Annotated in this window: 26 protein-coding genes and 2 pseudogenes; 13 read left to right on the forward strand and 15 right to left on the reverse strand. The window is 60.1% G+C overall.

Annotated features, from left to right (window positions below; genetic code table 11):
* Nucleotides 1–36: 36 nt before the first annotated feature.
* The 3 genes from BA011_RS01310 (at nucleotide 37) to BA011_RS01320 (ending at nucleotide 1,616) form a co-directional block, all read left to right on the forward strand.
* Entirely contained in the window at nucleotides 37–648 is a 612-nt protein-coding gene (locus BA011_RS01310) for an ATP-dependent Clp protease proteolytic subunit (RefSeq protein ID WP_065279150.1), read from the forward strand.
* Nucleotides 649–982: 334 nt separating this feature from the next.
* On the forward strand, nucleotides 983–1,201 hold the full coding sequence (locus BA011_RS01315) for a hypothetical protein (RefSeq protein ID WP_065279151.1): 219 nt from the start codon (nucleotides 983–985) through the stop codon (nucleotides 1,199–1,201).
* A 157-nt stretch (nucleotides 1,202–1,358) separates the two neighbouring features.
* Complete coding sequence (locus tag BA011_RS01320) at nucleotides 1,359–1,616, forward strand: GlsB/YeaQ/YmgE family stress response membrane protein (RefSeq protein ID WP_027668475.1); 258 nt, start codon at nucleotides 1,359–1,361, stop codon at nucleotides 1,614–1,616.
* A gap of 380 nt (nucleotides 1,617–1,996) precedes the next feature.
* On the opposite strand, the gene BA011_RS01325 is transcribed toward BA011_RS01320, so the two are convergent.
* The 11 genes and pseudogenes from BA011_RS01325 to BA011_RS01365 form a co-directional block, all read right to left on the reverse strand.
* Entirely contained in the window at nucleotides 1,997–3,439 is a 1,443-nt protein-coding gene (locus tag BA011_RS01325; protein WP_065279152.1) for a DUF1254 domain-containing protein, read from the reverse strand.
* 575 nt (nucleotides 3,440–4,014) lie between these two features.
* Nucleotides 4,015–4,878, reverse strand: a complete 864-nt coding sequence (locus BA011_RS01330) for a DUF1236 domain-containing protein (protein WP_065279153.1) — start codon at nucleotides 4,876–4,878, stop codon at nucleotides 4,015–4,017.
* Nucleotides 4,879–4,979: 101 nt separating this feature from the next.
* Nucleotides 4,980–5,375: a DUF1236 domain-containing protein gene (locus tag BA011_RS01335; RefSeq protein ID WP_065279154.1), complete on the reverse strand. Its 396-nt coding sequence runs from the start codon at nucleotides 5,373–5,375 to the stop codon at nucleotides 4,980–4,982.
* Nucleotides 5,376–5,773: 398 nt separating this feature from the next.
* Nucleotides 5,774–6,046 carry a BON domain-containing protein gene (locus tag BA011_RS01340; protein ID WP_017959395.1) on the reverse strand — a complete coding sequence of 91 codons (273 nt, stop codon included), beginning with the start codon at nucleotides 6,044–6,046 and terminating at the stop codon, nucleotides 5,774–5,776.
* 357 nt (nucleotides 6,047–6,403) lie between these two features.
* Entirely contained in the window at nucleotides 6,404–7,066 is a 663-nt protein-coding gene (locus BA011_RS01345; RefSeq protein WP_065279155.1) for a response regulator, read from the reverse strand.
* A gap of 179 nt (nucleotides 7,067–7,245) precedes the next feature.
* Nucleotides 7,246–7,356, reverse strand: a pseudogene (locus BA011_RS44900) (transport-associated protein); the annotation flags it as partial.
* 383 nt (nucleotides 7,357–7,739) lie between these two features.
* Nucleotides 7,740–8,117, reverse strand: a complete 378-nt coding sequence (locus BA011_RS01350) for a response regulator (RefSeq protein WP_065279156.1) — start codon at nucleotides 8,115–8,117, stop codon at nucleotides 7,740–7,742.
* A gap of 306 nt (nucleotides 8,118–8,423) precedes the next feature.
* Entirely contained in the window at nucleotides 8,424–9,758 is a 1,335-nt protein-coding gene (locus BA011_RS01355) for an ISNCY family transposase (RefSeq protein WP_065279157.1), read from the reverse strand.
* A gap of 909 nt (nucleotides 9,759–10,667) precedes the next feature.
* Nucleotides 10,668–10,955, reverse strand: coding sequence for a DUF1236 domain-containing protein (locus BA011_RS01360; RefSeq protein WP_027668898.1), 288 nt, complete (start codon nucleotides 10,953–10,955; stop codon nucleotides 10,668–10,670).
* A 399-nt stretch (nucleotides 10,956–11,354) separates the two neighbouring features.
* Nucleotides 11,355–11,462: pseudogene (locus tag BA011_RS40960) on the reverse strand (BA14K family protein); the annotation flags it as partial.
* Between the two features lie 90 nt (nucleotides 11,463–11,552).
* Nucleotides 11,553–12,578 carry a sensor histidine kinase gene (locus BA011_RS01365; protein ID WP_065279158.1) on the reverse strand — a complete coding sequence of 342 codons (1,026 nt, stop codon included), beginning with the start codon at nucleotides 12,576–12,578 and terminating at the stop codon, nucleotides 11,553–11,555.
* Between the two features lie 206 nt (nucleotides 12,579–12,784).
* Here BA011_RS01365 and BA011_RS01370 point away from each other — a divergent pair, with 206 nt between their 5' ends.
* The gene (locus BA011_RS01370; RefSeq protein WP_065279159.1) at nucleotides 12,785–13,822 is read left to right on the forward strand and encodes a PAS domain-containing protein; all 1,038 of its coding nucleotides are present in this window, start codon (nucleotides 12,785–12,787) and stop codon (nucleotides 13,820–13,822) included.
* Nucleotides 13,823–13,848: 26 nt separating this feature from the next.
* Here the strand turns inward: BA011_RS01370 and BA011_RS01375 are convergent, their stop codons facing one another.
* Complete coding sequence (locus BA011_RS01375) at nucleotides 13,849–14,670, reverse strand: DUF1206 domain-containing protein (RefSeq protein WP_065282364.1); 822 nt, start codon at nucleotides 14,668–14,670, stop codon at nucleotides 13,849–13,851.
* Nucleotides 14,671–15,317: 647 nt separating this feature from the next.
* Between BA011_RS01375 and BA011_RS01385 the strand changes: the two genes are divergently transcribed.
* Nucleotides 15,318–15,698 (forward strand): hypothetical protein, encoded by a 381-nt coding sequence (locus tag BA011_RS01385; RefSeq protein WP_065279161.1) that lies wholly within the window; start codon nucleotides 15,318–15,320, stop codon nucleotides 15,696–15,698.
* A gap of 525 nt (nucleotides 15,699–16,223) precedes the next feature.
* Here BA011_RS01385 and BA011_RS01390 read toward each other — a convergent pair.
* From BA011_RS01390 to BA011_RS01400, 3 genes are read right to left on the reverse strand one after another with little or no spacing between them, the layout of a single operon-like run.
* Nucleotides 16,224–16,859, reverse strand: a complete 636-nt coding sequence (locus BA011_RS01390; RefSeq protein WP_065279162.1) for a transmembrane anchor protein — start codon at nucleotides 16,857–16,859, stop codon at nucleotides 16,224–16,226.
* Between the two features lie 20 nt (nucleotides 16,860–16,879).
* Nucleotides 16,880–17,611 carry a HupE/UreJ family protein gene (locus BA011_RS01395; RefSeq protein WP_151343369.1) on the reverse strand — a complete coding sequence of 244 codons (732 nt, stop codon included), beginning with the start codon at nucleotides 17,609–17,611 and terminating at the stop codon, nucleotides 16,880–16,882.
* A 57-nt stretch (nucleotides 17,612–17,668) separates the two neighbouring features.
* On the reverse strand, nucleotides 17,669–18,016 hold the full coding sequence (locus tag BA011_RS01400) for a hypothetical protein (protein WP_420493419.1): 348 nt from the start codon (nucleotides 18,014–18,016) through the stop codon (nucleotides 17,669–17,671).
* Between the two features lie 125 nt (nucleotides 18,017–18,141).
* Here BA011_RS01400 and BA011_RS01405 point away from each other — a divergent pair, with 125 nt between their 5' ends.
* The 8 genes from BA011_RS01405 to BA011_RS01440 all read left to right on the forward strand — a co-directional run bounded on the left by BA011_RS01405 (nucleotide 18,142) and on the right by BA011_RS01440 (nucleotide 24,971).
* Nucleotides 18,142–19,491 carry a cation diffusion facilitator family transporter gene (locus BA011_RS01405; RefSeq protein ID WP_065279163.1) on the forward strand — a complete coding sequence of 450 codons (1,350 nt, stop codon included), beginning with the start codon at nucleotides 18,142–18,144 and terminating at the stop codon, nucleotides 19,489–19,491.
* A gap of 63 nt (nucleotides 19,492–19,554) precedes the next feature.
* A complete protein-coding gene (locus BA011_RS01410; protein WP_065279164.1) occupies nucleotides 19,555–19,842 on the forward strand; it encodes a metal-sensing transcriptional repressor in 288 nt (95 codons plus the stop codon).
* A 4-nt stretch (nucleotides 19,843–19,846) separates the two neighbouring features.
* Nucleotides 19,847–20,284 (forward strand): YqaA family protein, encoded by a 438-nt coding sequence (locus BA011_RS01415; RefSeq protein ID WP_065279165.1) that lies wholly within the window; start codon nucleotides 19,847–19,849, stop codon nucleotides 20,282–20,284.
* On the forward strand, nucleotides 20,284–21,015 hold the full coding sequence (locus BA011_RS01420) for an ABC transporter permease (protein WP_151343370.1): 732 nt from the start codon (nucleotides 20,284–20,286) through the stop codon (nucleotides 21,013–21,015). The genes BA011_RS01415 and BA011_RS01420 overlap by 1 nt, the downstream gene beginning before the upstream one ends.
* A 24-nt stretch (nucleotides 21,016–21,039) precedes the next feature.
* Nucleotides 21,040–21,576 carry a hypothetical protein gene (locus BA011_RS01425; protein ID WP_237352547.1) on the forward strand — a complete coding sequence of 179 codons (537 nt, stop codon included), beginning with the start codon at nucleotides 21,040–21,042 and terminating at the stop codon, nucleotides 21,574–21,576.
* A 116-nt stretch (nucleotides 21,577–21,692) separates the two neighbouring features.
* Nucleotides 21,693–22,508, forward strand: a complete 816-nt coding sequence (locus BA011_RS01430; RefSeq protein ID WP_065279168.1) for a chromate resistance protein ChrB domain-containing protein — start codon at nucleotides 21,693–21,695, stop codon at nucleotides 22,506–22,508.
* Between the two features lies 1 nt (nucleotide 22,509).
* The gene (chrA, locus tag BA011_RS01435; RefSeq protein ID WP_065279169.1) at nucleotides 22,510–23,919 is read left to right on the forward strand and encodes a chromate efflux transporter; all 1,410 of its coding nucleotides are present in this window, start codon (nucleotides 22,510–22,512) and stop codon (nucleotides 23,917–23,919) included.
* Nucleotides 23,916–24,971 carry a Cj0069 family protein gene (locus BA011_RS01440; protein WP_065279170.1) on the forward strand — a complete coding sequence of 352 codons (1,056 nt, stop codon included), beginning with the start codon at nucleotides 23,916–23,918 and terminating at the stop codon, nucleotides 24,969–24,971. Before chrA ends, BA011_RS01440 begins: the two co-directional genes overlap by 4 nt.
* Nucleotides 24,972–24,975 lie beyond the last annotated feature (4 nt).

Genomic DNA, 24,975 nt, shown 5'->3' on the forward strand with positions numbered 1-24,975 from the left:
TCTCCCCTTTAATTTCTGGAAGATTGGAGTTCGCCGATGCGCGAAGCGATGCAACTCGTCCCTATGGTCGTGGAACAATCCAGCAGAGGCGAGCGGTCTTTTGACATTTACTCCCGCCTTCTGCGCGAACGCATCATCTTCCTCAACGGCGAGGTCAACGATACCGTTTCCGCTCTGGTCTGCGCACAGTTGCTGTTCCTCGAGGCCGAGAATCCAAACAAGCCGATCAATCTTTACATCAATTCTCCGGGCGGCGTCGTGACCAGCGGCTTCGCCATGTACGACACCATGCGCTTTATCCGCGCGCCAGTTCATACGCTTTGCATGGGCACAGCCCGTTCCATGGGATCGTTCCTGCTGATGGCAGGCGAGGCCGGCGGAAGAGCTGCTTTGCCCAATGCCAGTATCCTCATTCACCAGCCATCCGGTGGCTTCCAAGGGCAGGCTTCCGACATGCTGATTCATGCCGAAGAAATTCTGAAGACCAAGCAGCGCATGACGCGGCTCTATGCGGAGCATTGCGGACGCTCCTATGAAGACTTCGAGCGCGGGATGGATCGCGACCGATTCATGACGGCGGAAGAAGCATTGGAATGGGGTCTTATCGACCGTATTCTAAAGGTTCGGGAAGAAACGGACAGCCCATAGACAGTTTCACGGACGCAAAGAGTCCAGACAGGGCGGAACCGTTGCTGCAGCTATCGGTTAATCCGCCGAGGTCGCGGCGTGCCAATCGGACGCGACGGAGATGGTGAACGCACCGGTTTTTCCGATTTCTCGGTGCGGGCGGAAACGCCAGGAGAGCACCTTACCCGTTCGCCGCGATCTCATCCCGCACAGCAGGATTTCGCGATGATCGAACCGCCAACCAGGGCCACACATCACTTTCTCCTGAGCGCGGAAGCCGCCGCCTGCTCATCAAAGGCGGTGGGACAGGCCAGCGACCATGCCCCGTGTTGATCGAGCAGTGGAGGAGAAGGTCATGAACAATGATAATTGGAAAGTCGGGCTTCGCGCGAAGCTGGAGCATCTCGTCGACGACTGCGTTGTGGCCGGGGCTAGGCAGCAGGACGTTTTCGATACGATCATCAAGGAGATCGGCAATCTGCGCGCAGCCCTTGAGCGCGATCCCGACCCTGCGGAGGACGACACTGCCGTCATCGAGGAGCCTGCGAACGACTGGCCCGCGGCCGACAGGTGACTTGAACGAGGTCAAGAGGGGGCACGCGACCTGTTGGGGCGGGGCTTATGGAACCAACTGGCGCCGCGGAAGGTTATAGTCTCGGCGATCGGTCTAGCTCGATCTGCGAGACGTGACAGCACGCGCCGGCCGCTCATAATTCACAAGGGGAATTGCTATGGAAAATGCAGGTATCGGCTGGATCGCCGCCATCATCATCGGCGGCATTGCCGGCTGGCTCGCCGAATTGCTCATGAAGAGCAACATGGGCGTGCTGATGAACGTCCTTCTCGGTATTGTCGGCGCCATCGTCGCCAACTTTATCCTGTCACTCTTCGGCGTCGCCCTTGGCGGATGGCTGGGTTATCTGATCGCGGGCTTCATCGGAGCCTGCATCCTGATAGCGATTGCCAGAATGGTCAGACGGACGGCTTGATCAAACAGGAGGCGGCTGCGCAACGGCCGCCTTCTTCACGTTCTTGGTTAGCGCTCACGCGTGGTCGTCCGGCGTTCACGGATTGACCCAGCGGGAGGAGGTCAGCGCGCCCAGATTGCTGCGCATCGATCGCGGCAGCAAGCTCCAGGCCTCGGCCGCGCCTTCGCTTGCCGGCCTGCTTGATAGGCGATCCCGTATTGTGAGTTTCAGGTCATGGGGCAGCGATCGCCCCACGAGGCTACGGCCGAAGAATCGCGTCCTTAACCCGCACCAACGGAGGACGCGCCATGCCGTCATTTCTTGAAATCACACCTGGCAAGCTGAATTGGATCGTCGGCCCCGGCGCCCAGACGCCGATGACCGCTCGCAGACATCCGAACTCAACTCACCTTCGTGACCGGCGGTATCGTCCACGAGCCGTCGATGATCGACGGGTTGCTCTCATTGGGCCAATAAAGCCGCATCATCAGGATGAACTTGCCCTTGGGCGCCGGAAGCCAGTTGGAATGCTTGTCGGCGCCTGGATCTTCGTTCTGGATCAATAGATCGATCGACCCGTCGGCATTGGCCTTGAGCGGCTGGCGGGCGCTGATTGAGTAACGGTTTAGCGGGTTATCGACGAAGAAATAGTCTGCGTCGTACATGGTCAGGGACCAAAACCCGGAAACAGGCGGAATCAGGCCCTGCTTGAAGGTCAGAACGTATTTTTCCGAACCGTTGTAGGCTCTCTTGATCAGACCGCTGTCCGCCTTCATGGACGTCGGATAGATAGCGTCTTGTGGACGGTTGGCTCCAAGGCCGATGGCGGTCACGAGCGCACGCTGGATGTAGTTCGTTCCGTAGATGCCGGTCTTGGTCGTGTAGCCCCAGCCGTTGATGTCCTGAATGTCGCCGTCACTGAATTTGAAATGCAGCATGATGCGGGCGAAGGCGATCTGCGGAACGCGCTTGGCGAAGGCAGGATCGAACTTCGTCTTGTCGAAATCCTGTCCCGGAACGATGCCGATCTGGGCCAGCCGCTCGACCATCGGCGCATCAGCGTCCGTTGGCGGATTGGTCTTAAGCAGTTCGGCGAAGAGGCTAAAGTACTCGACCGCGTCCATCTTGTTGACCTGCTCGCGAACCGCCGTCTTCATGTCGATCGAGGGGTCCACCTTACCATCCGGGGCGGCCCAATCAGTCCCGTAGGCACTTAGGGGAGCGAGCTTCATTTCGTCTTGAAGCTTATGTACTTCCGCATAGTCCTCCGACGTGCCGGTGCAGTAGATGCGGCCAAGCAGCCACACGATGCTGGTCGGCGACTTGTACTGCCTCACGCCCTCCGGCAGCGTGCCTTCCCAGCCTGGGCCTGTAATGGCAAAGGTCTGCGCGTCGGTTCCTGTGGTGCGCTTCCCCGGAACGTCGAACACGGTTGTCCATCCGTCCAGCATCGGGAAGACGGCGTAACGGTCCTTCAGATCGGGGATCGTGAGAACCCAAGGCTCCTTGCCGACGTCGAACCAAGCCTGCGTGTACAGCGTATCAGCGTTCGGGGCCGTAACGTCCCGGTACGACGCGTTGGGATATTCGCGAAATTTGATCAGGTGGCCCACAGGACCGCGAGTGGCTTCGAGCTTGGCAACGTTGGTTGCAATTCTCCTAGTCATCTCCATAGTGACCAACGGATAGGCGAATGTGTAGGCCTCGACCGCGAGGCTGAAATCATCCGAAGCTTCCGTGAGGTCGGAAATCAGGCCATCGGCCTTTCCGGCAGTTGAGCCGAGGGAAGTGGCGGCAAACAGACTCAAGCCAGCGATCGATACGGTACGACGGGTAAAATTCATGACTTCCTCCAAGATTTTTCCCAGGTCCAATGACCTGCTGACGATTGACGGCTACGAGGCTGAGACCGGTAATGGCTGCGATCTGTTCCGGGCGGCAGGATATCCTCTGCCTTCGACCGCGATCGTGGCCGGACACTGTGAAAACGCAAGTATGTAACTGTAAGTTACGCGTTTCGTGCCGGGCGCCGCGGACACACAATCGCAAGATCGAGCGGCCTTGCCTTCCACAGACGGTATCTCAATCCCAGTAGGTTTGTCGGCGACAAGCCGGGGCGGCCCTGAAGAAGCTTGGCATGAAGTCTGTCTTCACGGACATGGAGGACAACGTCATTGTCGAGCGCAACGGCTGCCCTTTAGCGTGACGATAAATATGAAGGCTCTACCGAGCTACCGGGAACCCAAACCCGAGCCGATGTCTGGTGGCCCGAGGATAGTGCCAGACTGCCGACAATGGCGACCATAGCAATCAGGATGACGACGACGGGAAATGCGACGCCGGACGACTTATCTTCATGGTAGATCATTGCTCACTCCCCCGGCTCCGGCGGCGTCTTTGCGCCGCCGGGACATGATTGTTAAACCTCGATGATGTAGACGATCGTCAGCGCATCGGGATCGACGATGACGATCCGGCCGTCTGCAAGGATGAAGAAGCGGTAGGCTTCATACTGCGGAACGATCTTCACGATGCGCGGCGGAAGCGGTTCAAGCCGGACCTTCTTCGGAATTTTCACCCCGACGGAGACCGTGAAGTCTACTTCCTTCACCGGCTCGACGCGAACCTCCTTCACCACCTGGCGAATTTCGGTCTGCTGTTCAACGGAAATGTTGACGTTGGTGTTGGTTGTCTGATTGTTCGTCGTGGTGTTGTTGTTGACGGTGGTTTCGGAAGAGCTCTTGTTCGTCGTCGACGAGTTCTGATCGGTCGACTGTTTGGATGCGTCGCCACTCTGCGTGGTGGCGTTGCCCGAGCCCTCTGCAGGCTTGGCATTTTGCGTGCTGCTCTTCGTGCCTGAGGTGGCCGAGCCGCTTGCATCGGTGCTGCCGGATTTGGCGGCGGGCTTCTGTTCGGTCGTGGTGGCGCCGCCGGCGTCTTGCGATCCGGGTTTGGCTTCTGTCGAAGACTTGCCGGAGGCCGTTCCGCTCGTCGAAGACTTGCCCTGTGAAGGCGGCTCGGCGCTCTTCTGGGTATCCGAACCCTGGCCCGATTTCTGCTGTGATGACTGGCCCTTGCCTTGCGGGCATGCTCCCGAAGCGTCGGGGGCGCAGTCCGTGCCGGTTCCCTTGGCGCTGGAACCGGCATCGGTGCCCGTCTCGGAACCGGATTGGGCCTGGCCGCCGCTCTTGGTGTCCTGCTGGGCTGCCGCGGGCAGTGTTGCAAGCGGCGATACGCTGAGTGACAGCGCTGCCACGAGCATGGTGAGATGCTTGCCTTTCATGATCAATCTCCGAGGGTGTTGGGCACGCGATGCCGCCCCGCATTCTCATGCGTCGCATGCGTGCCCTGATGGGTGTTAGGGGCGGCTTCAGCCGCCCGTGGTCACTGAATGACCTGGATGACCTTCCGGGAGGAAGGTTCGACGATCACACGCTGGTCGTTGACGATCGCGTATGCATATGTCGGATCGTCGGGAATTGGCGTGACGACCACGGTCTCCGGCAGGGGTTGCCCGACGACGACCTTCTCCTTCACCACGACGCGCGTGGTCGGGGCGGGAGCCTGCTGAACATAGGTCACCACCTTTGGCGGCGGCGGATCGATGACGCTACCTGCCACGCCGCCGACGATGCCGCCGACAGCAGCACCGACCGGGCCGCCGACAATGGCACCCGTTGCAGCACCGCCTGCAGCGCCCGTCACTGTGGACGACTGCGCAAAGGCAGAAGTCGATGCCAACAGGATGCCCGCGGCAATTCCTACTACTTTGATATTCATCTGTTTTCCTCCTTGGATGCGGTTGGTTCCGCTGAGGAGACAAACCGCAAGATCGAGGAAGTGTTCCAGACGTCGGACTTCAGGCCGGGGCCGCTCCGACCTTGGTCCTAGAGCCTTTCCGGGTTAGATTGAAGCATTCTGCCGGAGCAGATTTTCGTCAGGGCAAAGGCGATTGGCGAAGGGCATACCCCTTGGTACGTCCGAGCCGATCGCCTTTGATCCTGGCGCAAAGATGCCCGGCCCTTCGGGTTGGCTGAAACGGGCCGGCTGATCGACCGGCCGGCTTGGCCGTAGAGCCGGGCTACGACGCGCGCCGGCCGGTCGACCATCCGACTCCGTTTGAGCCAACAGAATGCTGCAATCTAACCCGGAAAGGCTCTAGCGCAGGATTCACCTGGCTATTGCGTGGGAAAGCGGCTGAGCATCCGGTCCTGGACGTTCTCCCAGCCGACGATCATCGCAGCAAGCGAGATGGCTTTGTCGCGGTCCACAGCTTTGGTTATAAAGCCTTCGAGCAGGACGACAGGGCCGAGCATCCTGATCTCGATGGCACTGCTGTCGATATCCGGATCGGCCGAAAGGGCTGCTTCGATTGTGGCGATCGTGGATGCCGAACTATGGCCTTGCGAGCAGCGCTCTTCGTGATTGTAGTTATCGGGGCCGAATTTCATATTCTCCTCCTGTGCCGCCCCTCCACGGACCTTCACATTACCTCGCATAACATATGAGCATCGGGCCCTGACATCACCAGCCGGACTTAAGTCCGCCTTTCCCTCGGCACGATCCGGCTTAGACTCTCCTGATCCATGCAAGGACGTCAGGCTCGTAATTCTTGCAAGGACGTCAGGGAGGTTTTAGCATGTTGCCCAACTCCAGTCAGAACCTCCCTGATGACTTCCAACGCCGCAATGGATGCGGGATGCATCTCGTGCGGGTCGAGGTGACGATTAGGAATGCAAAAGGCCGGTAATAGGAGGGGCAGCGAAAACGAGGACTTCGCTCCTCCGATGCTTGCCGTAGGCGGAAGACTAGGCGCCCTGGCGCCATCTGATTGCTGCTTCCGTTCGATTGCTGGCGCCAAGCTTGGACAGTATTTCGGTCATGTGATGCTTGATCGTTTTCTCCTGCAGGTCCAGGCGGCGCGCGATATGCTTGTTGGAAAGTCCTTCGGCCACGAGTTCTATCACCTCGAGTTCGCGGCGAGTCATTGAAGTCCGTTCGACGAAGAGACTTTTCTCGACCATCTTGGCCCGCATGAAAGGCGAGACGAACCACGAGCCTCCAACGACTGTTCGAATGGCCTCTGCAAGTTCGCGTGATCCGACACCCTTGACGACGTATCCCGCTGCACCTCGCCGCAGCGCCGCGACAAGGGGTTCGACTTCCTCCGAGGCGGTCAGCATCAGGACCTTTGTCTGTGGGCTTCGTGCCAGGATATCGGGAATCGCGTCGATTCCTCCTCCGGGCATGGACACATCGAGCAGAAGGACGTCAGGCCTATGCGACGCCGCCAGCGCGGCCGCGTCATCGGCGCTTGCCCCTTCTCCGACAACGACGAAATCCTTGATTTCGGACAGACTGCGGCTCACTCCTTCTCGAAAAAGAGGGTGGTCGTCCACAATCGCTATCTTAATGGCGTCAAGCTGCACGCTCCGTCTCCTCGGGCTGAAGAAAAGCCATCCGCGGTCCATCGGCTGGCTATTCGATAGAGACATGGCAAGCGGGTGGAAAACGTCCAGAGAGACGCTATAGGAGCGACTGAACACTTTTAGTTAGGCCAGTGCAATATCGTGATTTTGCCGCCCGCGGGTTCCACTGTGAGTGGTTCGTGGCCTCGGCGAAACGACATGGTATGCCGGTTCAGATATCTGATCTCGTGATCACCGGAAAGGGCCGCGTCGATTGTCGCGATGGTCGAGGCTGAACTATGGCCTTGGGAGCAGCACTCTTCATGGCTGGCTTTGTCGGAACCGAACTTCATATCAGTGCTCCTGTTCCGTCCATCCACGGAGCTTCAATTACTTCAAGCCTACCATGAGAAGCAGGTCCTGGAGCGCTAGTCCGACTTAGGTCCGTCTTCCCTTCGGCGCTATCTCGCTTAAATTTTCCTCATCCTTGTTGAGAGGACACCAGGGAGGTTTTAGCGATGTTGCTGTATCCAGTCAGAACCTCCCTGGTGAAGCGCTGTCGATCCATGTTGGGCGTTGTGGGGAGTTTCCCGAGGGTACCCTTCGTTGAAAAATTCGAGCACAGCCGCTTCATACGATTGCGGAGTGGGCAGGTGCATCTCCTGATCGACAATAGGAATAGTGTCGGCAGCATTGGGTTCGGGTCGAGGAAACCGATCAACCGCGCCTCAAGCGTTCAGTGGAAGGTGGGCCCGCTCGCGACGCGATGCGTTCTTGCGTTCTTGGCTGCCATAGACAACGCGTCCACTATTCTTTCGGGGCTCGCCGGTTTGGTGACGACAGCTCGGCCCTCCGGATTTTCGACAAGGCCGGGGTTCAGGGTGAAATACACCACACCAAGTCCGAACCCGGAAAAGAGGGCGCGGGCAATGGACGGCCCGGTGAGTCCATCCCCAAGCCGGACGTCGATGATGGCGATGTCTGCTTCGGAGCCGAGCTCCAGAGCCTCTGACATGTTTCCCGCGATGCCAGTGATTTCGAATCCGGCGTCGATCGCGACGTCCTCGATCACCAGAGCGATTCCCGGTTCGTCTTCGACGATGAGCAGACGCATGTTTCGTCTCCAGGGCGGCTACAAAATCGGCGCGGCGCTTTCTGGCGTCGCCAACGAAAACACTCCTCGCTACAAGCGGTTCCCCGTGTAGGACTTCAGTCTCAAGCATCCCTAAACTAGTTTCCGTCCATAAACGCTGGTTTTCTTGAGCTTGCAGCGCACTTGGGTTCCGCTTGGTGGCCGCTTTGAAGCCATGCGGTGTGGCTCATGGGTGCTAATTGCGGCGGCCAGGATTTCTGGTGGACATGCGCGCATTGGCAACTGCCGGCGTCACGCCGGTCCGGTTTTGGCTGGCGACATGGGATGTCAGGTCGGCCTGAGGCGGGCGAAGAGGGCGAGATTGTATGCGACCACCGAGGACCAGACATAAGCCTTGAAGTGGTCGAGCCCACGCCAGGTGCAGCGCCCCAAGCCGTAGGCGCGTTTGAGGCAGGAGATGCCGGCCTCGATGCCGGCGCGGAAGTTGCGCAGCTTGCGATAGACCCAGCGGCTCTTGACCATGTCTTCGATCCTGAGGCCGCACTTCTTGTGGAAGGCCATGTCGCAGATGCCCCAGGCTTTGGCTCGGCTCAAATTATCGCGGCTGGCATAGCCGCCGTCGGCCGCCGCCTGACGCGGCGCCTCGCCCCAGATGCCGATGTGGCGTTCCAGCATCGGCAGCAAGCGCTCGCTGTCGGCCGGGTTGCCGGTTTCGACGACGAGGTCGAGGATCAGCCCGCTTGTGCCGGTGGTCAAATTGATCTTATGGCCATACTCGACGTCGCGGCTGCCTTTGACGATGATGTCGGCATGCGGCTCGAACAAACTGACCAGCTTGTCGCCAGCCGGCACCGCCTCGCCGGCCAGGACCCGCCGCTCGGTCTGGGCGATGATCCGTTCGATCAGCGGCTTATAGTGGCGGAGTTGGGCCTGCCAGAGTTCGACCGCCGGGCCCGCCGCCAAGGGCAGTTGCGCCGCCGCCTGTTCGAGATAGCTCAAGGTGGTGCGCGTGATCCTGAGCAGCGCGCGATAGTGCTGAACTCGTTTCGGACGACCGCGGGTAAATTGGATCGCCCGGGATCGCTTCTTCGCCGCGCGGCAGTGATCGTGCCATGAGATGGCGCTGCCCAAGGAAGCCGCCTGCTGCAACAGCCGCACCATCACCCGCACGCAGTCCCACAAAAGACTACTGTCGCTCGGTTCGTGCATCAGCGCCGAAGTGACGGTGCTGTCGATGCGCACGACCTTGCCGCGTTCCACCTTGTCCTGCCGGGCGCTCGTCAACAGCACGCGATTGATCGCTTCAAAGGTCCCGGCCCGGATCGCGCTGATCGTCTTGTGCAAGACCGACTTCTTCGGGTTCCACCCCCACGGCAGCCGGGCAAAGGCCCGGAACGAGGCGGAATCTTCCAGATGAAAGGCCAACTCCTCATAACTCAACTGACGGTGTTGTTTGAGCAGGGCGCAACGCAGCACGGCCTCCGCCGGCAGGCCCTCGCGGCCGGTCTCCTTGACGCCGTGGCGGCGCAGGTCCTGCGCTACCAGCCCGAGCAGATCACGATGCTCATCCAGCCATTGCGACATGGCTTTCAGCTCGCGGCCGATCTCGTGTTCGGCGAAAAGATCGAATATATTGGCTTGGACGGTGCGTTCTTGGCGCATTGTCGGCTCCGGCGGTTGCGGGTTTGTCTTTAGAATCAATGGCTTGATCTAAAGTATACCTGAAACCGCCGGGCTTTGCCCGTCGCAATATCGCTATTCCTCCAATAATTTCAGTGGTTTACCGTTTGTGGACGGGCACTAACTAAGGTCCGAGATCCGGATGCCTCACTGAGATCGCGCACGCTCCCTGTCCGCGATCCGCATGAACGAAGTGTCCGAGGACCAGATCTTGACGCCAGGCCCGAACGCTTCCAGTTTTTCACCAACCTGCGGCTGACATATCTACTCTCTTCTACGAAAGTAGAGGGTCTACGTCGGACCAAAGTCCGCCGTACGCTACTTCATCGAAGTCGTTCCCGAACGGCCGGTGGGATATCGAAAGCATCCAGGCAGCATGTCTTCCGATCACCTGCGAATGGGCAAAAGTGCTCTGGAAGTCGTCAGGCGTTCGCTGGCCGCAAATCCGCAGCTCCCCCGATACGCGATCGGAAGTGCAATCGACGCCATCCAAAAATATGCGTTTTGGGAATTCCGACAAGCTCGGAGAACCTGTCTGTCACTCGCGACCATTGGGGTGATTTTACGAAGCGACCCGTATTTCGTGGTTCGGCTTGTACTCCAGAAGGGTCTGCGCGGAATACAACACTGTCTTCGTCTCGGGACGACCACAGCAAACCGTGAAGGTCAGCCGCGAATGCGGAGGTCGAAATTCGACGATCAAATTGCTCCTTCGTGTCTCGAACGCCCAAAGGAGACCCCGCGATTACGACGTCGTCTGATGCGGCTGGCTGCGGTGGATGCCAAGCTGAATTCAGCCCTCGCGCCCCGAGCGAACGGCACCTGATGCGGACGGAGGAGGAATGATAGAGGAATCGCGGGCCTTGGAAGCAGGCCCGCGATGCTTTCAATTTATTTGATGACCTCAATCACTGTGCGGGTCTTCGGATTGACGAGCACACGCTTTTTGTTGACGACTACATAACCGTAATCAGGTTGATCGGGGATCGTGTGGATCTCGACCGTGTCAGGAAATGCCGTACCGACTGCGACGTCACCTTCAAAGGTGACGGATGGCGTTTCCTGTTTTTCGACATAGGTCCTGACCTCGCCAGGAACGACGACCGTCGTCGTCTGCGCGACCGCCGCGCCTCCGAGTGACAGAAACAGCGCTGCCGCAGAGATGACCAGTGTTTTCATGATGTTATCCTCCCAGGATTTTGAGTGTCCCGGTAAACGCCACCGATAAGATATAGTTCCTCCGCTACACGGAATGCCTGCGGGCATGTTTGAACGGCGACGTTAGCGTTCTCTCTCATGCTGCACAGCTCATCACAAACGCGGCAAAATACGGGGCTCTATCGGTTGATACGGGAGTGATTGAAATCGACCGGTCCCCGCGTCAGGGGGCGGCAGCGCCGGGACCACCTGCAACGCGGGTACCCTTGGTGCAGTTGATGGGAATCGAACGACAAGTGCGGCCACCTGCGCTTCCGCCACATTGGCAGAGTTCTTCGTCGCGCGCCCCACATACGGACTCACCGCATAATCCCCTCGCGGGGCATTGGTCACTTGCCGTGCCGAATCCGCCGCGCCACATCACTTTTCGCAGAGCCGTCGGCCGCCGGAATATGGCTGATAGGTGCAATCAGACGGCCGAAAGGAGCGGTAACTGCGCGAGCAGGCGGTGATATTGCAGGATTGCGGGGCGAATTTGGTCAGATACACTTAGGCGCCATCAAGCAACAAGCTCATAAAGCAGCAGCGTCGTGACAACGGCCTAGTTTCGTAAGCAAATTATTCCTCAGCGTCGGAATAGTTTTTATACTGCAGCTTCTGGAGCGGCGCATCCAGCCTGAGGATGAGCCCTGTCGGCGCATAATCAAGTGCGACCTCTCCAAAGGCGGACAGGCTGGAGCTGACGAGGCGTGTGCCGAACCCCTTCTTGCTCGGCGCTTCCACCGCCGGGCCTCCAACCTCCTGCCAAGTGAAGTTCAGGCGTTGGTCGCCCGCCCCGTCGCGTACGGACCATTCGATTTCGATCCTCCCTGTATCTACCGACAGCGCACCATACTTGCTGGCGTTGGTGACGAGTTCGTGCAGCACCAGGGAGAAGCAAAGGGCCGCCTGTGGACCCAATTCAACCGCAGGACCGCTCGCCTTGAAACGTCCTGACGTCTCAAGTCCGAGATTGATCGCGGTCGCCTCGACGATTGTCGCCATGCTCGTGCCCAGCCAGTTCTGCTGAAGCAAAATGTCGTGCGCCTTTGAATAAGCATTGATGCGTGCCGTGATCGAATGCTCCGCATCCTCCAGAGAGCTGGCATTTCGGAAGGATTGGCTGGTGATGGCCTGAACGACGGCCAGCGTGTTTTTCATGCGGTGAGAGAGTTCGTGCATCAGGATGCGCTGTCGTTCCTCATTCTCTCTCTGCTCGGTGCGATCTCTCAGAATCTTCACGAAACCCTCGACTTCGCCGTCGTCCGACGTCAACGCCATCATCTGACCGGACGCCCAGAACAACGAGCCGTCCTTGCGAACGTGCCAGCGCTCATCATTGCCATGACCTTCGGTCAAAGCGGCAGTCGTTTCCCGCTGGAGAATCCCGGCCTGCCTGTCTTCCTCGGTGAAAATGACCGCTGCCGGCTGGCCGACAATTTCATCCGCATCCCATCCGAGAATCCGGCGCGCGCCCTCATTCCACGTGGTCACCAGGCCATCGAGATCCATGGAGATGATCGCATACTCGATCGCGCTTTGGAGGATCGCTTCGAGAAAGCGCTCCCGGGAGCGGCTGGAACTGGAAAAGAGTTTCATGATCATGTGCTGCGTCAGATCCTTTCAGGGCCTGCAAGGCTGAAAGGCCTCATCCTGATTTATACCGGACGGCATGGCGTTGGCAAAGGCCGCAGCCGTGACACGTTGTCCGGCAAGTCTCGGGAGCAGCGATCGCTTAAGCCACGCAACTGTCTCGGAAACAAAGATACACGCGCTACGTTATCAGTCGACGACTTTGTGAGCGTACAAGCATGACAGCCCATACCAAAGAAAAACTCCACGGGGATTTGCCCTCCGCATCTTCAAAAGCAGCTTCTGCCGATCGGAAAGAGTTGGCAGCGATCGCATTTGAACGCACCAGGATGCCGATGGTCGTTACCGACGCGCGTAAGCCCGATCTGCCGATCGTGCTCGCCAACAAGGCATTCCTTGAACTGACAGGTTACGAGGCCCATGAGATACTAGGCCGCAACTGTCGTTTTCTGCAAGGTCCTGCTACCTCTCCGACGGCCGTTGCCGAGATTCGTGCCGCTATCGTCGAAGAGCGCGAGATCAGCGTCGAGATTCTCAATTACAAGAAAAGCGGAGAGCAGTTCTGGAACCGCTTGCATCTCAGTCCCGTCCACGGAGATGACGGAAGGATCCTGTATTTCTTCGGGTCTCAAATAGACATGACGGAGTACCGGCGGATTGAGGCACTGGAGGCTTCCGAACATCGCCTGCTCATGGAGGTCGACCACCGATCGAAGAATGTCTTGGCGATCGTCGACAGCATCGTCCGCCTGAGCAACGCCGAAGACCCCGCGCTTTACGCCGCCGCCATTCAACACCGCGTGCAGGCGCTCGCCCGTGCGCATAGCTTGCTTGCTGCACGAAGATGGACGAGCATTTCTCTTGAGGAACTCATTCGCCAACAGGTGGCGCCGTTCGCGGCCACCCGCGCCTTTTTCAGCGGGCCGGATGTCAAAATGCCGGCACCGGTCGTCCAGCCCCTTGCGCTCGTGCTCCATGAGCTCGCTGTCAACGCAGCCCATCACGGTGCGCTTGCCAATGCGCAGGGCAGGCTTTCGATCAGTTGGAAGCCCGGACCATCAGGGGCCGGCTTTAACATCCGGTGGCAGGAGGTAGGCGCCCCCACTCCACCCAAATTGGCCAAGCGAGGTTTTGGTACGGTGATCGTCGGCGCAATGGTTGAAAAGCAGCTTAAAGGACGTCTGGAGAAAACCTGGTCGGACGAAGGGCTGCTTATCGACATTGAAGTTCCATCTGCCGGCTCGACCCCCGCATAAGGGCACTTGGCACAGGAAAAGTGATGTCAAGAACCCGCCATCGAGATCGAACGCTTAGCGTCCGCCAGCGAAGGACTCCGAACGATGCGGTACCTTGCCTCAACAAGATTATAAATTCCGAAAGCCGCCAATCCAGCGGCGACGGCGACGTACAGAAAGGATCCCAGCGGAAGCTGGCGGAGCCATTCCAAGGCGTCGCCCATGCTGCCGGCTTGTCCAGGATCCACCCTGAAACCCGCATAGGCGAAAAGGACCCCGGTAATCGCGAACACGACGCCGCGGGCGACAAGACCGTAGATGCATACCAATGCCACAATACCCTTTTGATCAGGTATCCGAAGGTGGCGCTCGAACTTCCTGGTGATGCCCTTGGCGGCCGTCACGAAGCCGCCGATGACGAAGCCAACGCCGACGGCGATCGCAAGGTAGGAGCCGAAGGGCTGCGACATGATCCATCCTGCCAGATCCTTTTCACCGGAATTTCCGCTGCCGCCGCCCATGAAAAGAGCCTTGCCGAGTGCATATCCGGCAAGCCCGAGATAGGTGATGGCGCTGCCGAAGAGTGCGGATCGGATCGCCAATCCTCTTGCCTTGCCGCCATGGCCGTCGCTATCGGCTAGAGACTGCGCCAACCTCCAGGCGACAAATCCGAGAAGGCCGAGCCCGATCAATCCAACCCAAACGCGACCGAGAGGCTGCCCAAGCAGTGCCGAAAGCGCGGATTTCGTCTCCGGCCGGCCACCGGCCAGGCCGGAGAAGAGAGCAAGCCCGGCCACAAGGAGAAAGACGGCGCCGCGCGCGGCATAACCGCCTTTGGCGAGCAGATCAAATCGATATCCTTTGGTCATCAGCGGTCCCCGTCGGTTTGAGCGTGCGATATTAACGCGCCAACCCGCTGAAAGTTTTCCTGAGAAGCCGGGATACATTCTCCGGCCTGGCCGGCGCGTCTTCCCGTCAAACTCTCGCCGAGGTTTATTTCTCGGCGGAACCGGTTGGTTGCGCGTTGCTCGCCGCGGAGCAAAAAAGGAGCCCCGCCGAAACGGGGCAATCCGGAAAGGACGGATCGTACAGGAAGGAAGGGATGGCGGACGGCCCCGGGATTGGGGCCACCTGTACGATCCTGATGTCAAAACAACGATTGGTCGAAAAGGTTCCTGTGCGCTTCCGCACCAATGCTTGGATTGATCTGTACTTGCGCAACGCTTGCTGAGTTCAGAGAAGAAAAACCCCGCTGGAGCGGGATCAGGAAAGGGGGTGTTTTCTGGGCTGGCGAATGAATTGCGCTGCAAAAACCATTTCGAACACAAATCATAAGTTTTCAATAAAACAATAATCTATGAATTAATTTTCCCAAGATATCTGCTGAAAACTATCAAATTGTCGTGCGACTTCGCTTTATCGCGCAAGGCTGGTGGTAGCTAATTACAAGAGATGACTTGTAGTTCACATGCGTCGGATAGAAACTGTGCTTGAGGGAGATGGAGAAAATCGGACAATGCATAGAACTATACTGACTGGACTATCTGTGATGTTTCTCGGAACGCAAGCTGTTGCTGCTACCGCGATGATAGGGAAAGAGCTTCAGGCTCTGCTTTCAGACGGCAAGGTGATTGCGCTGGGCGGGCCAAAAGAGGGCTATAGTGGGGAGCTTTCTCTACTCAAGGACGGCACCGCACACGGTCAGGTTAAACTCGATTCCGGAGATGTAATCTCGATTGACGGCGTGTGGCGCATTTCTGGCAACACGTTCTGCCGTACCTGGAAGGGGGGAAGGGACGCGGGCAAGGCGGTATGTAAAACCTGGAATGATACGGGCCCGAAGTCTGTTAGCGTGTTGAACGGAAAAGAGAATATTGGCATAAATCCTTGGAAATAGCCTCGAGGCCGTGATCGATCTGCAAACCGGGCGCGGGCGCTGCAAGCATCGGCGAAGCAGCTGAGCTGTCGTCCTTCTTGAAGGATCTGCAACATCGATCAAGAGGACCGTCGACCTGTTAAGCCGAGGCGGCCGCCCGGCTTAACAGGAGACAGCGGTTTTCGGGGTGAAAACCAGCCGAGCGACCTGCTTTCAAACCCGCCTGAGGGTTCGGCAGTTCCGCCTCTCACCCGAAAGGACTACACCTTCACGACGCAGGAAGCGCCGGCCCTGGGCGTCGGCGATCGCCGATACCGGGATGTCGTCGTCGAAGACAAGATAGAGGAACTGTTCCGGACGTCGGACGTTACGCCGGGCTTTGCCCGACCTTATTCCTGGCTCTCGGGATCTGCCTGCGGCGGGCAGCTTCTGACGCGTGGCCTCCACGATCCAACGCTTTCAACCTGCCTTTACCAGTTGCACGGGAAGCATGGGATTGTTCAGCAATAGAGAAATGGGCCGCGCCCGAAGACGCGGCTCGGCAGATTACATCATGCGCTTGATTTCAGTGTAGGCACCATCCGTGGTCAACGTAACCGTGACCGGTTCGCTGGTGCGATTGCGCCAGAACCAGCCGTGATTGCCATCGAAAGCGGCTTCGATAACGCCCGAATCATCGGCAGCGCCGCGGCCCTTCTCGTAGCTGATGTTCTCGCCGCCGCCGTCGCCATGGGTATCGAAGTTCACCTTGCCGCCGTTCGCGCTCCAGGCATAATTGGCCTTTGCGCCCTTGATCATCGTCAATTTGATCTCGGCACCTTCGCCGGGCTGCAGGGTCAACGACATCTCATCCTTTCGCATCTCCTGGGCGTGGGCCTGTGAGATGCCGAACTCACGAATGATGCGGTCGATCAGCGAGGATCCCTGCTGTGGGCTCGCCGGCATTGCCCCGGTAGACTTCACGCGATCCATCTCTGCTTCCTCGGCGAGCTGGGTCTTGATCTCCCCCATCGCGGTCAGCCCAAGTGCCGAGCCAACGCCGGTCGGATCGATCGCGTATTCCGATGGAAGCACGACGGTGACGAGAATGGCGGCCGCTGCCGCCGCCGCGATCACGGTCGACTTGATGAGCTGCTTCGACGAAGGAAGGTCGTCCGGAGCGGGTGCCTGTGAATTGAACATGTCTGGGTTCCTTTTCGTGATTATGCGACGAAGTAGCCGGTGAGCTGATATCCGATCAGCACGAATCCGGCGGTCATCATGATGACGTTGGCTGTATAGGCGTGGCGCAGGAAACTAGACGTCTTGCGCCAGTAGCTCATGGCGATGAGGATGACCGTCAGGGCGATGAGCTGGCCGATCTCGACGCCGACATTGAAGGCGAGCAGGTTCGGTATCAGCCCGTCCTCGGCGATGTCGTATTCGAGGATCTTGGTCGCCAGACCGAGGCCGTGAAAGAAGCCGAAGATCAAGGTGGCGACCTTGGTGTTCGGCTGGACGCCGAACCATCGTTGGTACGCCCCGAGATTGTCGAGTGCCTTGTAGACGACCGACAGGCCAATGATCGCGTCGATCAGATAGGAGCTGACGTTCCAGCCGTAGTAGACGCCGAGCAGCATCGTCGTCGAGTGGCCGACGGCGAAGAGGCTGACATAGATGCCGATGTGCTTCAGCCTGTAGAGGAAGAAGATTACGCCGAACAGGAACAGCAGGTGGTCGTATCCGGTCACCATATGTTTGGCGCCCAGGTAGACGAACGGGATCAGATTGGTCCCCGATATCTCCTGGATGTAGCCCTTGTCGCCTTCTGCGACCGCGTGGGCTGCCGCTGCACCGGCCATCACAAGGACGGATAGCAGCGCAAGCAACGGTTGGAGGACGGAGAAACCGGGCACGAGCGCGCGGCTTCCGCCTCCGGAAGAGGATTGCTTCATTGGAAGCTCCGTGAATTCGTTGAAACAGCCGCCTGAGCGGCGTCGATCAAAACGAGGTCACGGACGCGGCGGCCGCTCTATGCCGTAGGGAGGTCCGGACGAAAGGGAGCGCAAACGGTCCGAATAGGAAACCGCGGTTAGAGACCGCAGGCTCGATCCGGTCGAGCCGAGCAGGCCGGCCTTCTCGTGGGTATGATCGGCATGATGATGATCGGGGGCGTCGGTGGCCTCTGCCTCTGGCTCGACGTCGAAGTCGTCGTGCGAGTGTCCGCCGTCCGCATGACTATGGTCGCCGGCCGCGATGACGTTCGACGCCCTGTGCAGTCCTGGATCATGCGATCCCAACGCAACGAACGAATACAGCAGCACGGCGACCGCCGCCGCGAGGGCGGTGAGCATGCTCAAGCTGTTGTTCCGGCGATGAATCATCCCGCAATCGATAACCTTGTTCGCATCCGCATACAAGAAACCAACTTGACGCATCCCTACCGGGGGGATAGGTATGCGCCTTCACCAGTCAAGGGTCTGCAATGTTCGCCAGCATCAGGGAATGGTTCGGTTTCGGCCAAGGCGGTCAATCCCATGGCCACAGTCACGGCTCGCACGGCCACTCCCACGGAGATGCCGGAGGCCACGGGCACACGCACGGCGTCGTCGATCCCAGCATCGCCTCGTCCGAGCGCGGCATCTGGGCGATCAAGTGGTCGTTCGTCATTCTGGCGATCACCGCGGCGCTGCAGCTTGTCGTCGTCTTCTCTTCGGGAAGCGTGGCACTGCTGGCCGACACCATCCACAATATCGGTGATGCCGCCACGGCAATTCCTTTGTGGATCGCCTTCACGCTGGTCAGACGGAAGCCGACGAAAACCTTCAACTATGGCCTCGGCCGGGTCGAGGACCTTGCCGGCATGCTGATCGTTCTGATCATTCTCTTCAGCGCCATCGTCGCCGGCTATGAGGCAATCGACCGCCTGATGAACCCGCAGCCGATCACCCAACTTCTGGCGGTCGCCGTCGCCGGCGTCGTCGGCTTCATCGGCAACGAGGCCGTGGCGGTGTTCCGCATCGGTGTCGGCAGGCAGATGAACAGCGCCGCGCTGATTGCCGACGGCTACCACGCCCGCACCGATGGTTTGACGAGCCTGGCGGTCGTCGCCGGCGCCGTCGGGGTCTGGCTCGGCTTTCCGCTCGCCGATCCGATCATCGGCCTGTTGATCACCATCGCGATCTTCGGCATCGTCTGGCAGTCGGCGCGCGCCGTCATCACCCGCAGCCTCGACGGCGTCGAGCCTGGCATCACCGACGAGATTCGTCATGCCGCAGAGCATGTCGAGGGCATCGGTGGTCTGACGGACGTGAAGGCACGCTGGATCGGTCACCGGCTCCATGCCGACGTTACGATCTCGGTCAGCGGCGACAAGCCCGTCGCGGATGCCAACGTCATCGTGGCCACGCTTCGCAATGAGCTTCACGCACATCTTCCGGCGCTTGGTACGGCGACCATCCAGATCGCCGAGGCAGCCGCCGTAGCGCCCACCAGCGCTCGCGGCCACGGGCATCACCACGCACCCGCTGCGTTCACGGTGAGTTCCCGATTGGCGACCGGATTGCTGGAGATTGTCGACACGCCCGAGGGTGAACGCATGCGGCTCTCCATTTCGAAACATGCTAGGGGACTTGAGGCCGTCGTTGAGATCGCCCGCGACGGTCTCGTTGAGCGGCTGCCGCTGCTCCCTTCGCCGGCCGATCATCACGCTTTGATCAGCAACGTCGCTCCGGCCGAGCCTCATGCGTTCGACGCGGTGCTGAAGCTGATGGCAGGCATCGACGTCGACGACCTTCCGTTTCGAATGGAAGAGCCGGAAGGCCATCATCACTGACTTGTCCCGGAGGCGGTCCCCGGCGTAAGGTCGAGCGCCCTTCTCCTCGGAAGGATCGAGAACATGGACACGATGAGCGAACCTCACACCCACGCCACCCATCCGGAGATCGTCAAGCGCCTGAAGCGGGCCGAGGGTCATCTGAAGAGCGTCATCACGATGATCGAGGCAGGCAAGCCCTGTCTCGACATCGCCCAGCAGCTCTCCGCGGTGGAGAAGGCGATCATCAACGCCAAACGGACGCTGATCCAGGATCATCTCGATCACTGCCTCGAAGAGACGGTCGGCGCCCTGCCGCGCGACAAGCGGCAGTCCATCGACGAGTTCAAGACGATCACGAAGTATCTTTGACGGCATGGCCGACCTGCTGGCCTATCTCGGACTGTTCGCCGCGGCGCTCGGGGCGGCGACCATCATGCCGATGCAGTCTGAAGCCGTTCTTGTCGGCCTTCTCCTATCCGAGAAGTTTTCCACCTTCTGGCTCCTCGCCGTCGCGAGCCTCGGCAACGTGCTCGGCGCGCTGGCGAATTGGCTGCTCGGCCGCGGCATCGAACGCTTCAGGGAAAAGCGATGGTTTCCGATCGGCCCGACAGCGCTCGACCGTGCACAAGGCTGGTATCGCCGCTTCGGGAAGTGGTCGCTGCTCGCAAGCTGGCTGCCGATCGTCGGCGATCCGATAACCGTCGTGGCGGGCATCATGCGCGAACCTCTGCCGACATTCGTCCTGCTGGTGGCCATCGCCAAAATAGGGCGATATATCGTGCTTGCAGCAGCGACGACGGGGCTTGCGTGATGTTCCAGCAGATCGTCGACGTCCAGCGGGACATCTACCTCGCCTTCGCCGGCCACATAAAGGAATTTGCTGCGGGCGGCGGCTGGGCCTCGTTCCTCGCCTTCCTGCCGATGGGCATCGTTTTCGGCGCCGTCCATGCAATGACGCCCGGCCACAGCAAGTCCGTTCTTGCCACCTACCTTGCCGGATCCTCCACCAGGGCGCACCGGGCGCTGCTTGTATCGCTGGCGCTTTCCTTCACGCACGTGACGATGGCAGTCCTCATCGCGCTTCTCGCCCTGCCGCTGGTGTCGCATTCCTTCGTCGACGCCGGATCGTCTCCGACCCTCGAAGTCGTCAGCCGCGCCTTGCTAGGCGTCATCGGCCTCTGGATGCTGGCGTCGGCTCTGTTCCGGCACGATCACGCCCATGCGGAGGGCGAAGGGCTGTTGATGGGGTTCGCGGCCGGGCTGGTGCCGTGCCCGCTCACCCTGTTCGTGATGACCTTCGCCATGATCCATCAGGTCGTCGTCACCGGCCTGCTGTTCGCCTTCACCATGATGATAGGCGTCGGGCTGACGCTCTCCGTGGTCGCCCTTCTGACGGTGGTTTTCCGCGACCGTATCGCCTATCTGATGAGGACGCGGCCGCAGCTGCTGGGTTCCGTATCCCGTGCGACGGGTGCACTCGCGGGGCTGGTGCTGGTTGCAGTCGCTGCGCTCGAGATAGCGAACTGGCTGGCGTTTACATGAGGGCAAATGATGGGTCGAACAAAAATGGCCATGATTGGCGCGACGGCAGCGCTGCTGGCATTGACAGGCGTGGCCCAGTGCGAGGAGACGAAGTCGCCGTTCCAGCGTTTCGCCGAGCGGTGCCTCGAACACGGGCCGCGCTACGACCAGACGGTCGCACTCGCTAGGGAAAGCGGCTGGCCGGATCTGGCGGAGGACATGACGATGGGCATTCAGCCGCTCGGGGAACCAGCGACCTTCAAAGGCTGGCTCGTGAATTCGGACGGCGCTTCTCCTTTCGAGGCGGTGGTGGTCGCACGTGGGGCGGTCGGTCCAAAGACCGTCGAGAGTTGCACCATGGCATTCGCCGGGACCGACGCGGCCGCATTCGAAAGCAGTTTCGCGTCGACGGAAGCAGCGCGGCCTTCTGGAGAGCAAAAGGGACAAGGGCGGGTGCGAAAGTTTTTTGCGATCGAGCGCGAGGGCGTGAAGGAAGCGCTAACGCTTGACCTTCCAATCTATCCGAACGGCGCCGACGAGGTCGTGGCGAGCGTCGTCGCCGAGCAGCGGATTGAAAACTGAAGCCGCTTGACAGCGCGATCCTACTTTGAGAGTTTCAGGTCATGGGGCAGCGATCGCCCCACGAGGCTACGGCCGAAGAATCGCGTCCTTGAACCCGCACCAACGGAGGACGCGCCATGCCGTCATTTCTTGAAATCACACCTGAGAAGCTGAATCGGATCGTCGGTACATCAGACGCCCAGACGCTGATAGACGTCCGCACTGACGAGGACTTCGCCGCCGATCCCAGACTGCTGCCCGGCTCGATCCGGCGGGATTACCGCAAGGTAGGGGAATGGGGGCCGTCGCTTGCCGGACCCGCCGTCGTCGTATGCCAGCAGGGACGCAAGCTCAGTCAAGGCATCGCCGCCCACCTCAGGTACGCAGGAATTCACGCCGAAGTTCTGGAAGGTGGCTTCGAGGCCTGGCGGCAGGCCGAAGGCCTTCTGGTTCCGGAAGACAAGCTTCCACCGCGCGATGCACACGGCCGCACCGTCTGGGTGACCCGCTCCCGCCCGAAGATCGACAGGATCGCCTGCCCATGGCTCATCCGCCGTTTCGTGGATCCGTCCGCGGTCTTCCTGTTCGTGCCCGCATCGGAGGTTTTGCTGGTCGGCGACCGCTTCGGCGCGACGCCGTTCGACATAGAGGAGGTGTTCTGGTCTCACCGTGGCGAACTCTGCACCTTCGACGTGATGATCGATGAACTAGGCCTGAGCTCGCCCCCTCTGCTGCATCTGGCGACGATCGTCCGGGGTGCGGACACCGCGCGGCCGGAACTTGCTCCGGAAGTGGCGGGTCTGCTCGCAGCGTCGCTTGGTCTGTCCCGTATGTTCAACGACGACCTCGAGCAGTTGGACGCAGGCCTGACGCTATACGACGCTTTCTATCGCTGGTGCCGGGATGCGACTGGAGAGACGCACAATTGGCCGAACGCAAAGGCGGGGCAGTAAAATGACGACCGTGGTCAATGAAGAAGCCGGCGCCCCTGGAGCGGACAACCATGAACTGCCGTTTGCGGAAGCCGTGAAGGTCTGGGCGCGCGTGGCCGCGCTCAGCTTCGGAGGACCCGCCGGCCAGATCGCCATGATGCACAGGATCATCGTCGAGGAAAAGCGCTGGATCGGCGAGAACCGCTTCCTCCATGCCCTCAATTACTGCACGCTCCTGCCCGGGCCGGAGGCGCAGCAGCTGGCAATCTACATCGGCTGGCTGCTGCACAAGACCAAGGGCGGTCTTGTCGCAGGGACGCTGTTCGTGCTGCCCGGCGCCGTCGCGATCATGGGCTTAAGCTGGATCTACGCGATCTTCGGCAATGTTGGAGCAGTTCAGGCGCTGTTCTTCGGGCTGAAGGCCGCGGTTCTCGCAATTGTTCTCGGCGCCGTTCTTCGGATCGGCAGCAGATCGCTGAAGAACAAGGTCATGATCGGCCTGGCGGCCGCCGCCTTTGTCGCCTTGTGGCTCTTTCAGGCGCCCTTTCCGCTGGTGGTAGTCGTGGCGGGGCTGATCGGCTTCATCGGTGGCAAAATGGGTTGGGCGGCGTTCTCGACGAACGGAGGCCATGGAAAGATCGGCGACAAACAGGTCGCCGACGCCGACAGCCTCCTTGGCGAAGGCGTGCCCGCACACACGCGTCCGAACGCCGCCTGGCTGCTGAAGGTCGCAATTGTCGGCGCGATCGCGTGGTGGGGACCGATTATTCTCCTGTTCGCGCTCCTCGGCTCCCACAATGTCTTTTCCGACATTGCGATATTCTTCTCGAAGATGGCGATGGTGACCTTCGGCGGCGCCTATGCGGTTCTGTCCTACGTCGCCCAGGAAGCGGTCAATCACTACGGCTGGCTGAAGCCGGGCGAGATGCTGGACGGCCTGGGACTCGCAGAGACGACTCCGGGACCGCTGATCATGGTCACGCAGTTCGTCGGTTTCATGGGCGCCTACCGCGCGCCTGGCGGACTGTCGCCACTGCTTGCCGGAACCCTCGGAGGATTGCTGACGACCTGGGTCACCTTCGTCCCCTGCTTTCTCTGGATCCTGCTCGGAGCGCCGTTCATGGAATCGTTGCGCAGCAACAAGGCGCTTTCGGCGGCGCTTTCGGCGATCACGGCCGCGGTCGTGGGCATCATCCTCAACCTTGCCTTATGGTTCGCCCTGCACGTGCTATTCGCCGATGTCCGGAAGGTGAGCGGCTTCGGCATCTCGCTCGACGTTCCCGTTCTCAGTTCCGTCAACCTGCCGTCGCTCGTGTTGACGCTCGCTGCCGTCATCGCGGTTTTCCGTTTCAAGGTCGGGCTCTTGACCGTTCTGGCGGCGAGCGCGCTTGCCGGGCTGGCCTATGGCCTGACATTCGGGGTGCATCCATGACGAACGCGCCCCCACGGATTGCGATCGTCTGGCGCGGCGACCGGGACGCCCGGCGCGCGGCGACGCCGCAGAACAACCGCTTCCACCGGATCTTCGAAGAACTTGCGGCAGTCGGCCTTGCGCCGGAGCCCGCAGTCTTCGACGAAGAATTCGCCGACGAGGTCCTCGAACAGCTCCTTGCAGTCGACGCCGTGCTTGTCTGGGTGAACCCGCTGGATGACGGAAAGACGAGAAAGATCCTCGATCCGCTTCTGCGACAGGTGGCAGAAGCCGGCCGATTTGTTAGCGCGCATCCGGACGTGATCCTCAAGATGGGCGTCAAGGAGATGCTCTACGAGACCAGGCATATCGGCTGGGGCGTCGACACACGTCTCTATCGCACCGCGGCAGGCTTCCGCCAGGCGTTCGTTCCAACCTTCCTAGTCGCCGGGCCACGCGTGTTGAAGCGGAACCGCGGCAACGCCGGGCAAGGTATTTGGAAGGTCGAACTCGTGGGAGCGCCCGCCGGCGGTGCGACCTTGATCAGTGTGCTGGAAGCGAAATCAGGCAGCGTTCCTGAAACCATAGACCTGTCCGACTTCGTTTCCCGCTGCGAAGCCTACTTCACCGAGGGTGGCTGCATCGTCGATCAGCCGTTTCAGTCCCGTCTGCCCGAGGGCATGATCCGCTGCTACCTGTCTGGAAGCAGGGTCGTGGGCTTCGGACAACAATTGGTCAAGGCGCTGGTGACGCCGCCGTCGGGACCTGGTCGCGAGCCACTTCAACCCGGTCCACGGATCATGCATCCGGCATCCGCAGAACCGTTCCAGACCTTGAGGACAAGGATGGAAAGTGAGTGGACGCCGGAAATGATGTCGACGCTTGGGATCGAGGAAGCGTCATTGCCGATCATCTGGGACGCCGATTTCCTCTACGGGCCACCAGACTCTGCAGGCAACGACACCTACGTTCTCTGCGAGATCAACGTCAGCTCCGTCTTCGCCATTCCTGACGAAGCCCCTGTGGAGATTGCACGCGCAATGGCGTCGCGGCTGCGCCAGTCCGCAGTGTAACTCT

The organism is Rhizobium leguminosarum (assembly GCF_001679785.1).
Taxonomy (GTDB): Bacteria; Pseudomonadota; Alphaproteobacteria; order Rhizobiales; family Rhizobiaceae; genus Rhizobium; species Rhizobium leguminosarum_R.

What these genes read in the sequence shown, in the direction of transcription:
- BA011_RS01310 (WP_065279150.1), top strand. Translation starts at nt 37, where the DNA reads ATGCGCGAAGCGATGCAACTCGTCCCTATGGTCGTGGAACAATCCAGC.
- BA011_RS01315 (WP_065279151.1), top strand. Translation starts at nt 983, where the DNA reads ATGAACAATGATAATTGGAAAGTCGGGCTTCGCGCGAAGCTGGAGCAT.
- BA011_RS01320 (WP_027668475.1), top strand. Translation starts at nt 1,359, where the DNA reads ATGGAAAATGCAGGTATCGGCTGGATCGCCGCCATCATCATCGGCGGC.
- BA011_RS01325 (WP_065279152.1), bottom strand. Translation starts at nt 3,439, where the DNA reads ATGAATTTTACCCGTCGTACCGTATCGATCGCTGGCTTGAGTCTGTTT.
- BA011_RS01330 (WP_065279153.1), bottom strand. Translation starts at nt 4,878, where the DNA reads ATGAAAGGCAAGCATCTCACCATGCTCGTGGCAGCGCTGTCACTCAGC.
- BA011_RS01335 (WP_065279154.1), bottom strand. Translation starts at nt 5,375, where the DNA reads ATGAATATCAAAGTAGTAGGAATTGCCGCGGGCATCCTGTTGGCATCG.
- BA011_RS01340 (WP_017959395.1), bottom strand. Translation starts at nt 6,046, where the DNA reads ATGAAATTCGGCCCCGATAACTACAATCACGAAGAGCGCTGCTCGCAA.
- BA011_RS01345 (WP_065279155.1), bottom strand. Translation starts at nt 7,066, where the DNA reads ATGGACCGCGGATGGCTTTTCTTCAGCCCGAGGAGACGGAGCGTGCAG.
- BA011_RS01350 (WP_065279156.1), bottom strand. Translation starts at nt 8,117, where the DNA reads ATGCGTCTGCTCATCGTCGAAGACGAACCGGGAATCGCTCTGGTGATC.
- BA011_RS01355 (WP_065279157.1), bottom strand. Translation starts at nt 9,758, where the DNA reads ATGCGCCAAGAACGCACCGTCCAAGCCAATATATTCGATCTTTTCGCC.
- BA011_RS01360 (WP_027668898.1), bottom strand. Translation starts at nt 10,955, where the DNA reads ATGAAAACACTGGTCATCTCTGCGGCAGCGCTGTTTCTGTCACTCGGA.
- BA011_RS01365 (WP_065279158.1), bottom strand. Translation starts at nt 12,578, where the DNA reads ATGATCATGAAACTCTTTTCCAGTTCCAGCCGCTCCCGGGAGCGCTTT.
- BA011_RS01370 (WP_065279159.1), top strand. Translation starts at nt 12,785, where the DNA reads ATGACAGCCCATACCAAAGAAAAACTCCACGGGGATTTGCCCTCCGCA.
- BA011_RS01375 (WP_065282364.1), bottom strand. Translation starts at nt 14,670, where the DNA reads ATGACCAAAGGATATCGATTTGATCTGCTCGCCAAAGGCGGTTATGCC.
- BA011_RS01385 (WP_065279161.1), top strand. Translation starts at nt 15,318, where the DNA reads ATGCATAGAACTATACTGACTGGACTATCTGTGATGTTTCTCGGAACG.
- BA011_RS01390 (WP_065279162.1), bottom strand. Translation starts at nt 16,859, where the DNA reads ATGTTCAATTCACAGGCACCCGCTCCGGACGACCTTCCTTCGTCGAAG.
- BA011_RS01395 (WP_151343369.1), bottom strand. Translation starts at nt 17,611, where the DNA reads ATGAAGCAATCCTCTTCCGGAGGCGGAAGCCGCGCGCTCGTGCCCGGT.
- BA011_RS01405 (WP_065279163.1), top strand. Translation starts at nt 18,142, where the DNA reads ATGTTCGCCAGCATCAGGGAATGGTTCGGTTTCGGCCAAGGCGGTCAA.
- BA011_RS01410 (WP_065279164.1), top strand. Translation starts at nt 19,555, where the DNA reads ATGGACACGATGAGCGAACCTCACACCCACGCCACCCATCCGGAGATC.
- BA011_RS01415 (WP_065279165.1), top strand. Translation starts at nt 19,847, where the DNA reads ATGGCCGACCTGCTGGCCTATCTCGGACTGTTCGCCGCGGCGCTCGGG.
- BA011_RS01420 (WP_151343370.1), top strand. Translation starts at nt 20,284, where the DNA reads ATGTTCCAGCAGATCGTCGACGTCCAGCGGGACATCTACCTCGCCTTC.
- BA011_RS01425 (WP_237352547.1), top strand. Translation starts at nt 21,040, where the DNA reads ATGGCCATGATTGGCGCGACGGCAGCGCTGCTGGCATTGACAGGCGTG.
- BA011_RS01430 (WP_065279168.1), top strand. Translation starts at nt 21,693, where the DNA reads ATGCCGTCATTTCTTGAAATCACACCTGAGAAGCTGAATCGGATCGTC.
- chrA (WP_065279169.1), top strand. Translation starts at nt 22,510, where the DNA reads ATGACGACCGTGGTCAATGAAGAAGCCGGCGCCCCTGGAGCGGACAAC.
- BA011_RS01440 (WP_065279170.1), top strand. Translation starts at nt 23,916, where the DNA reads ATGACGAACGCGCCCCCACGGATTGCGATCGTCTGGCGCGGCGACCGG.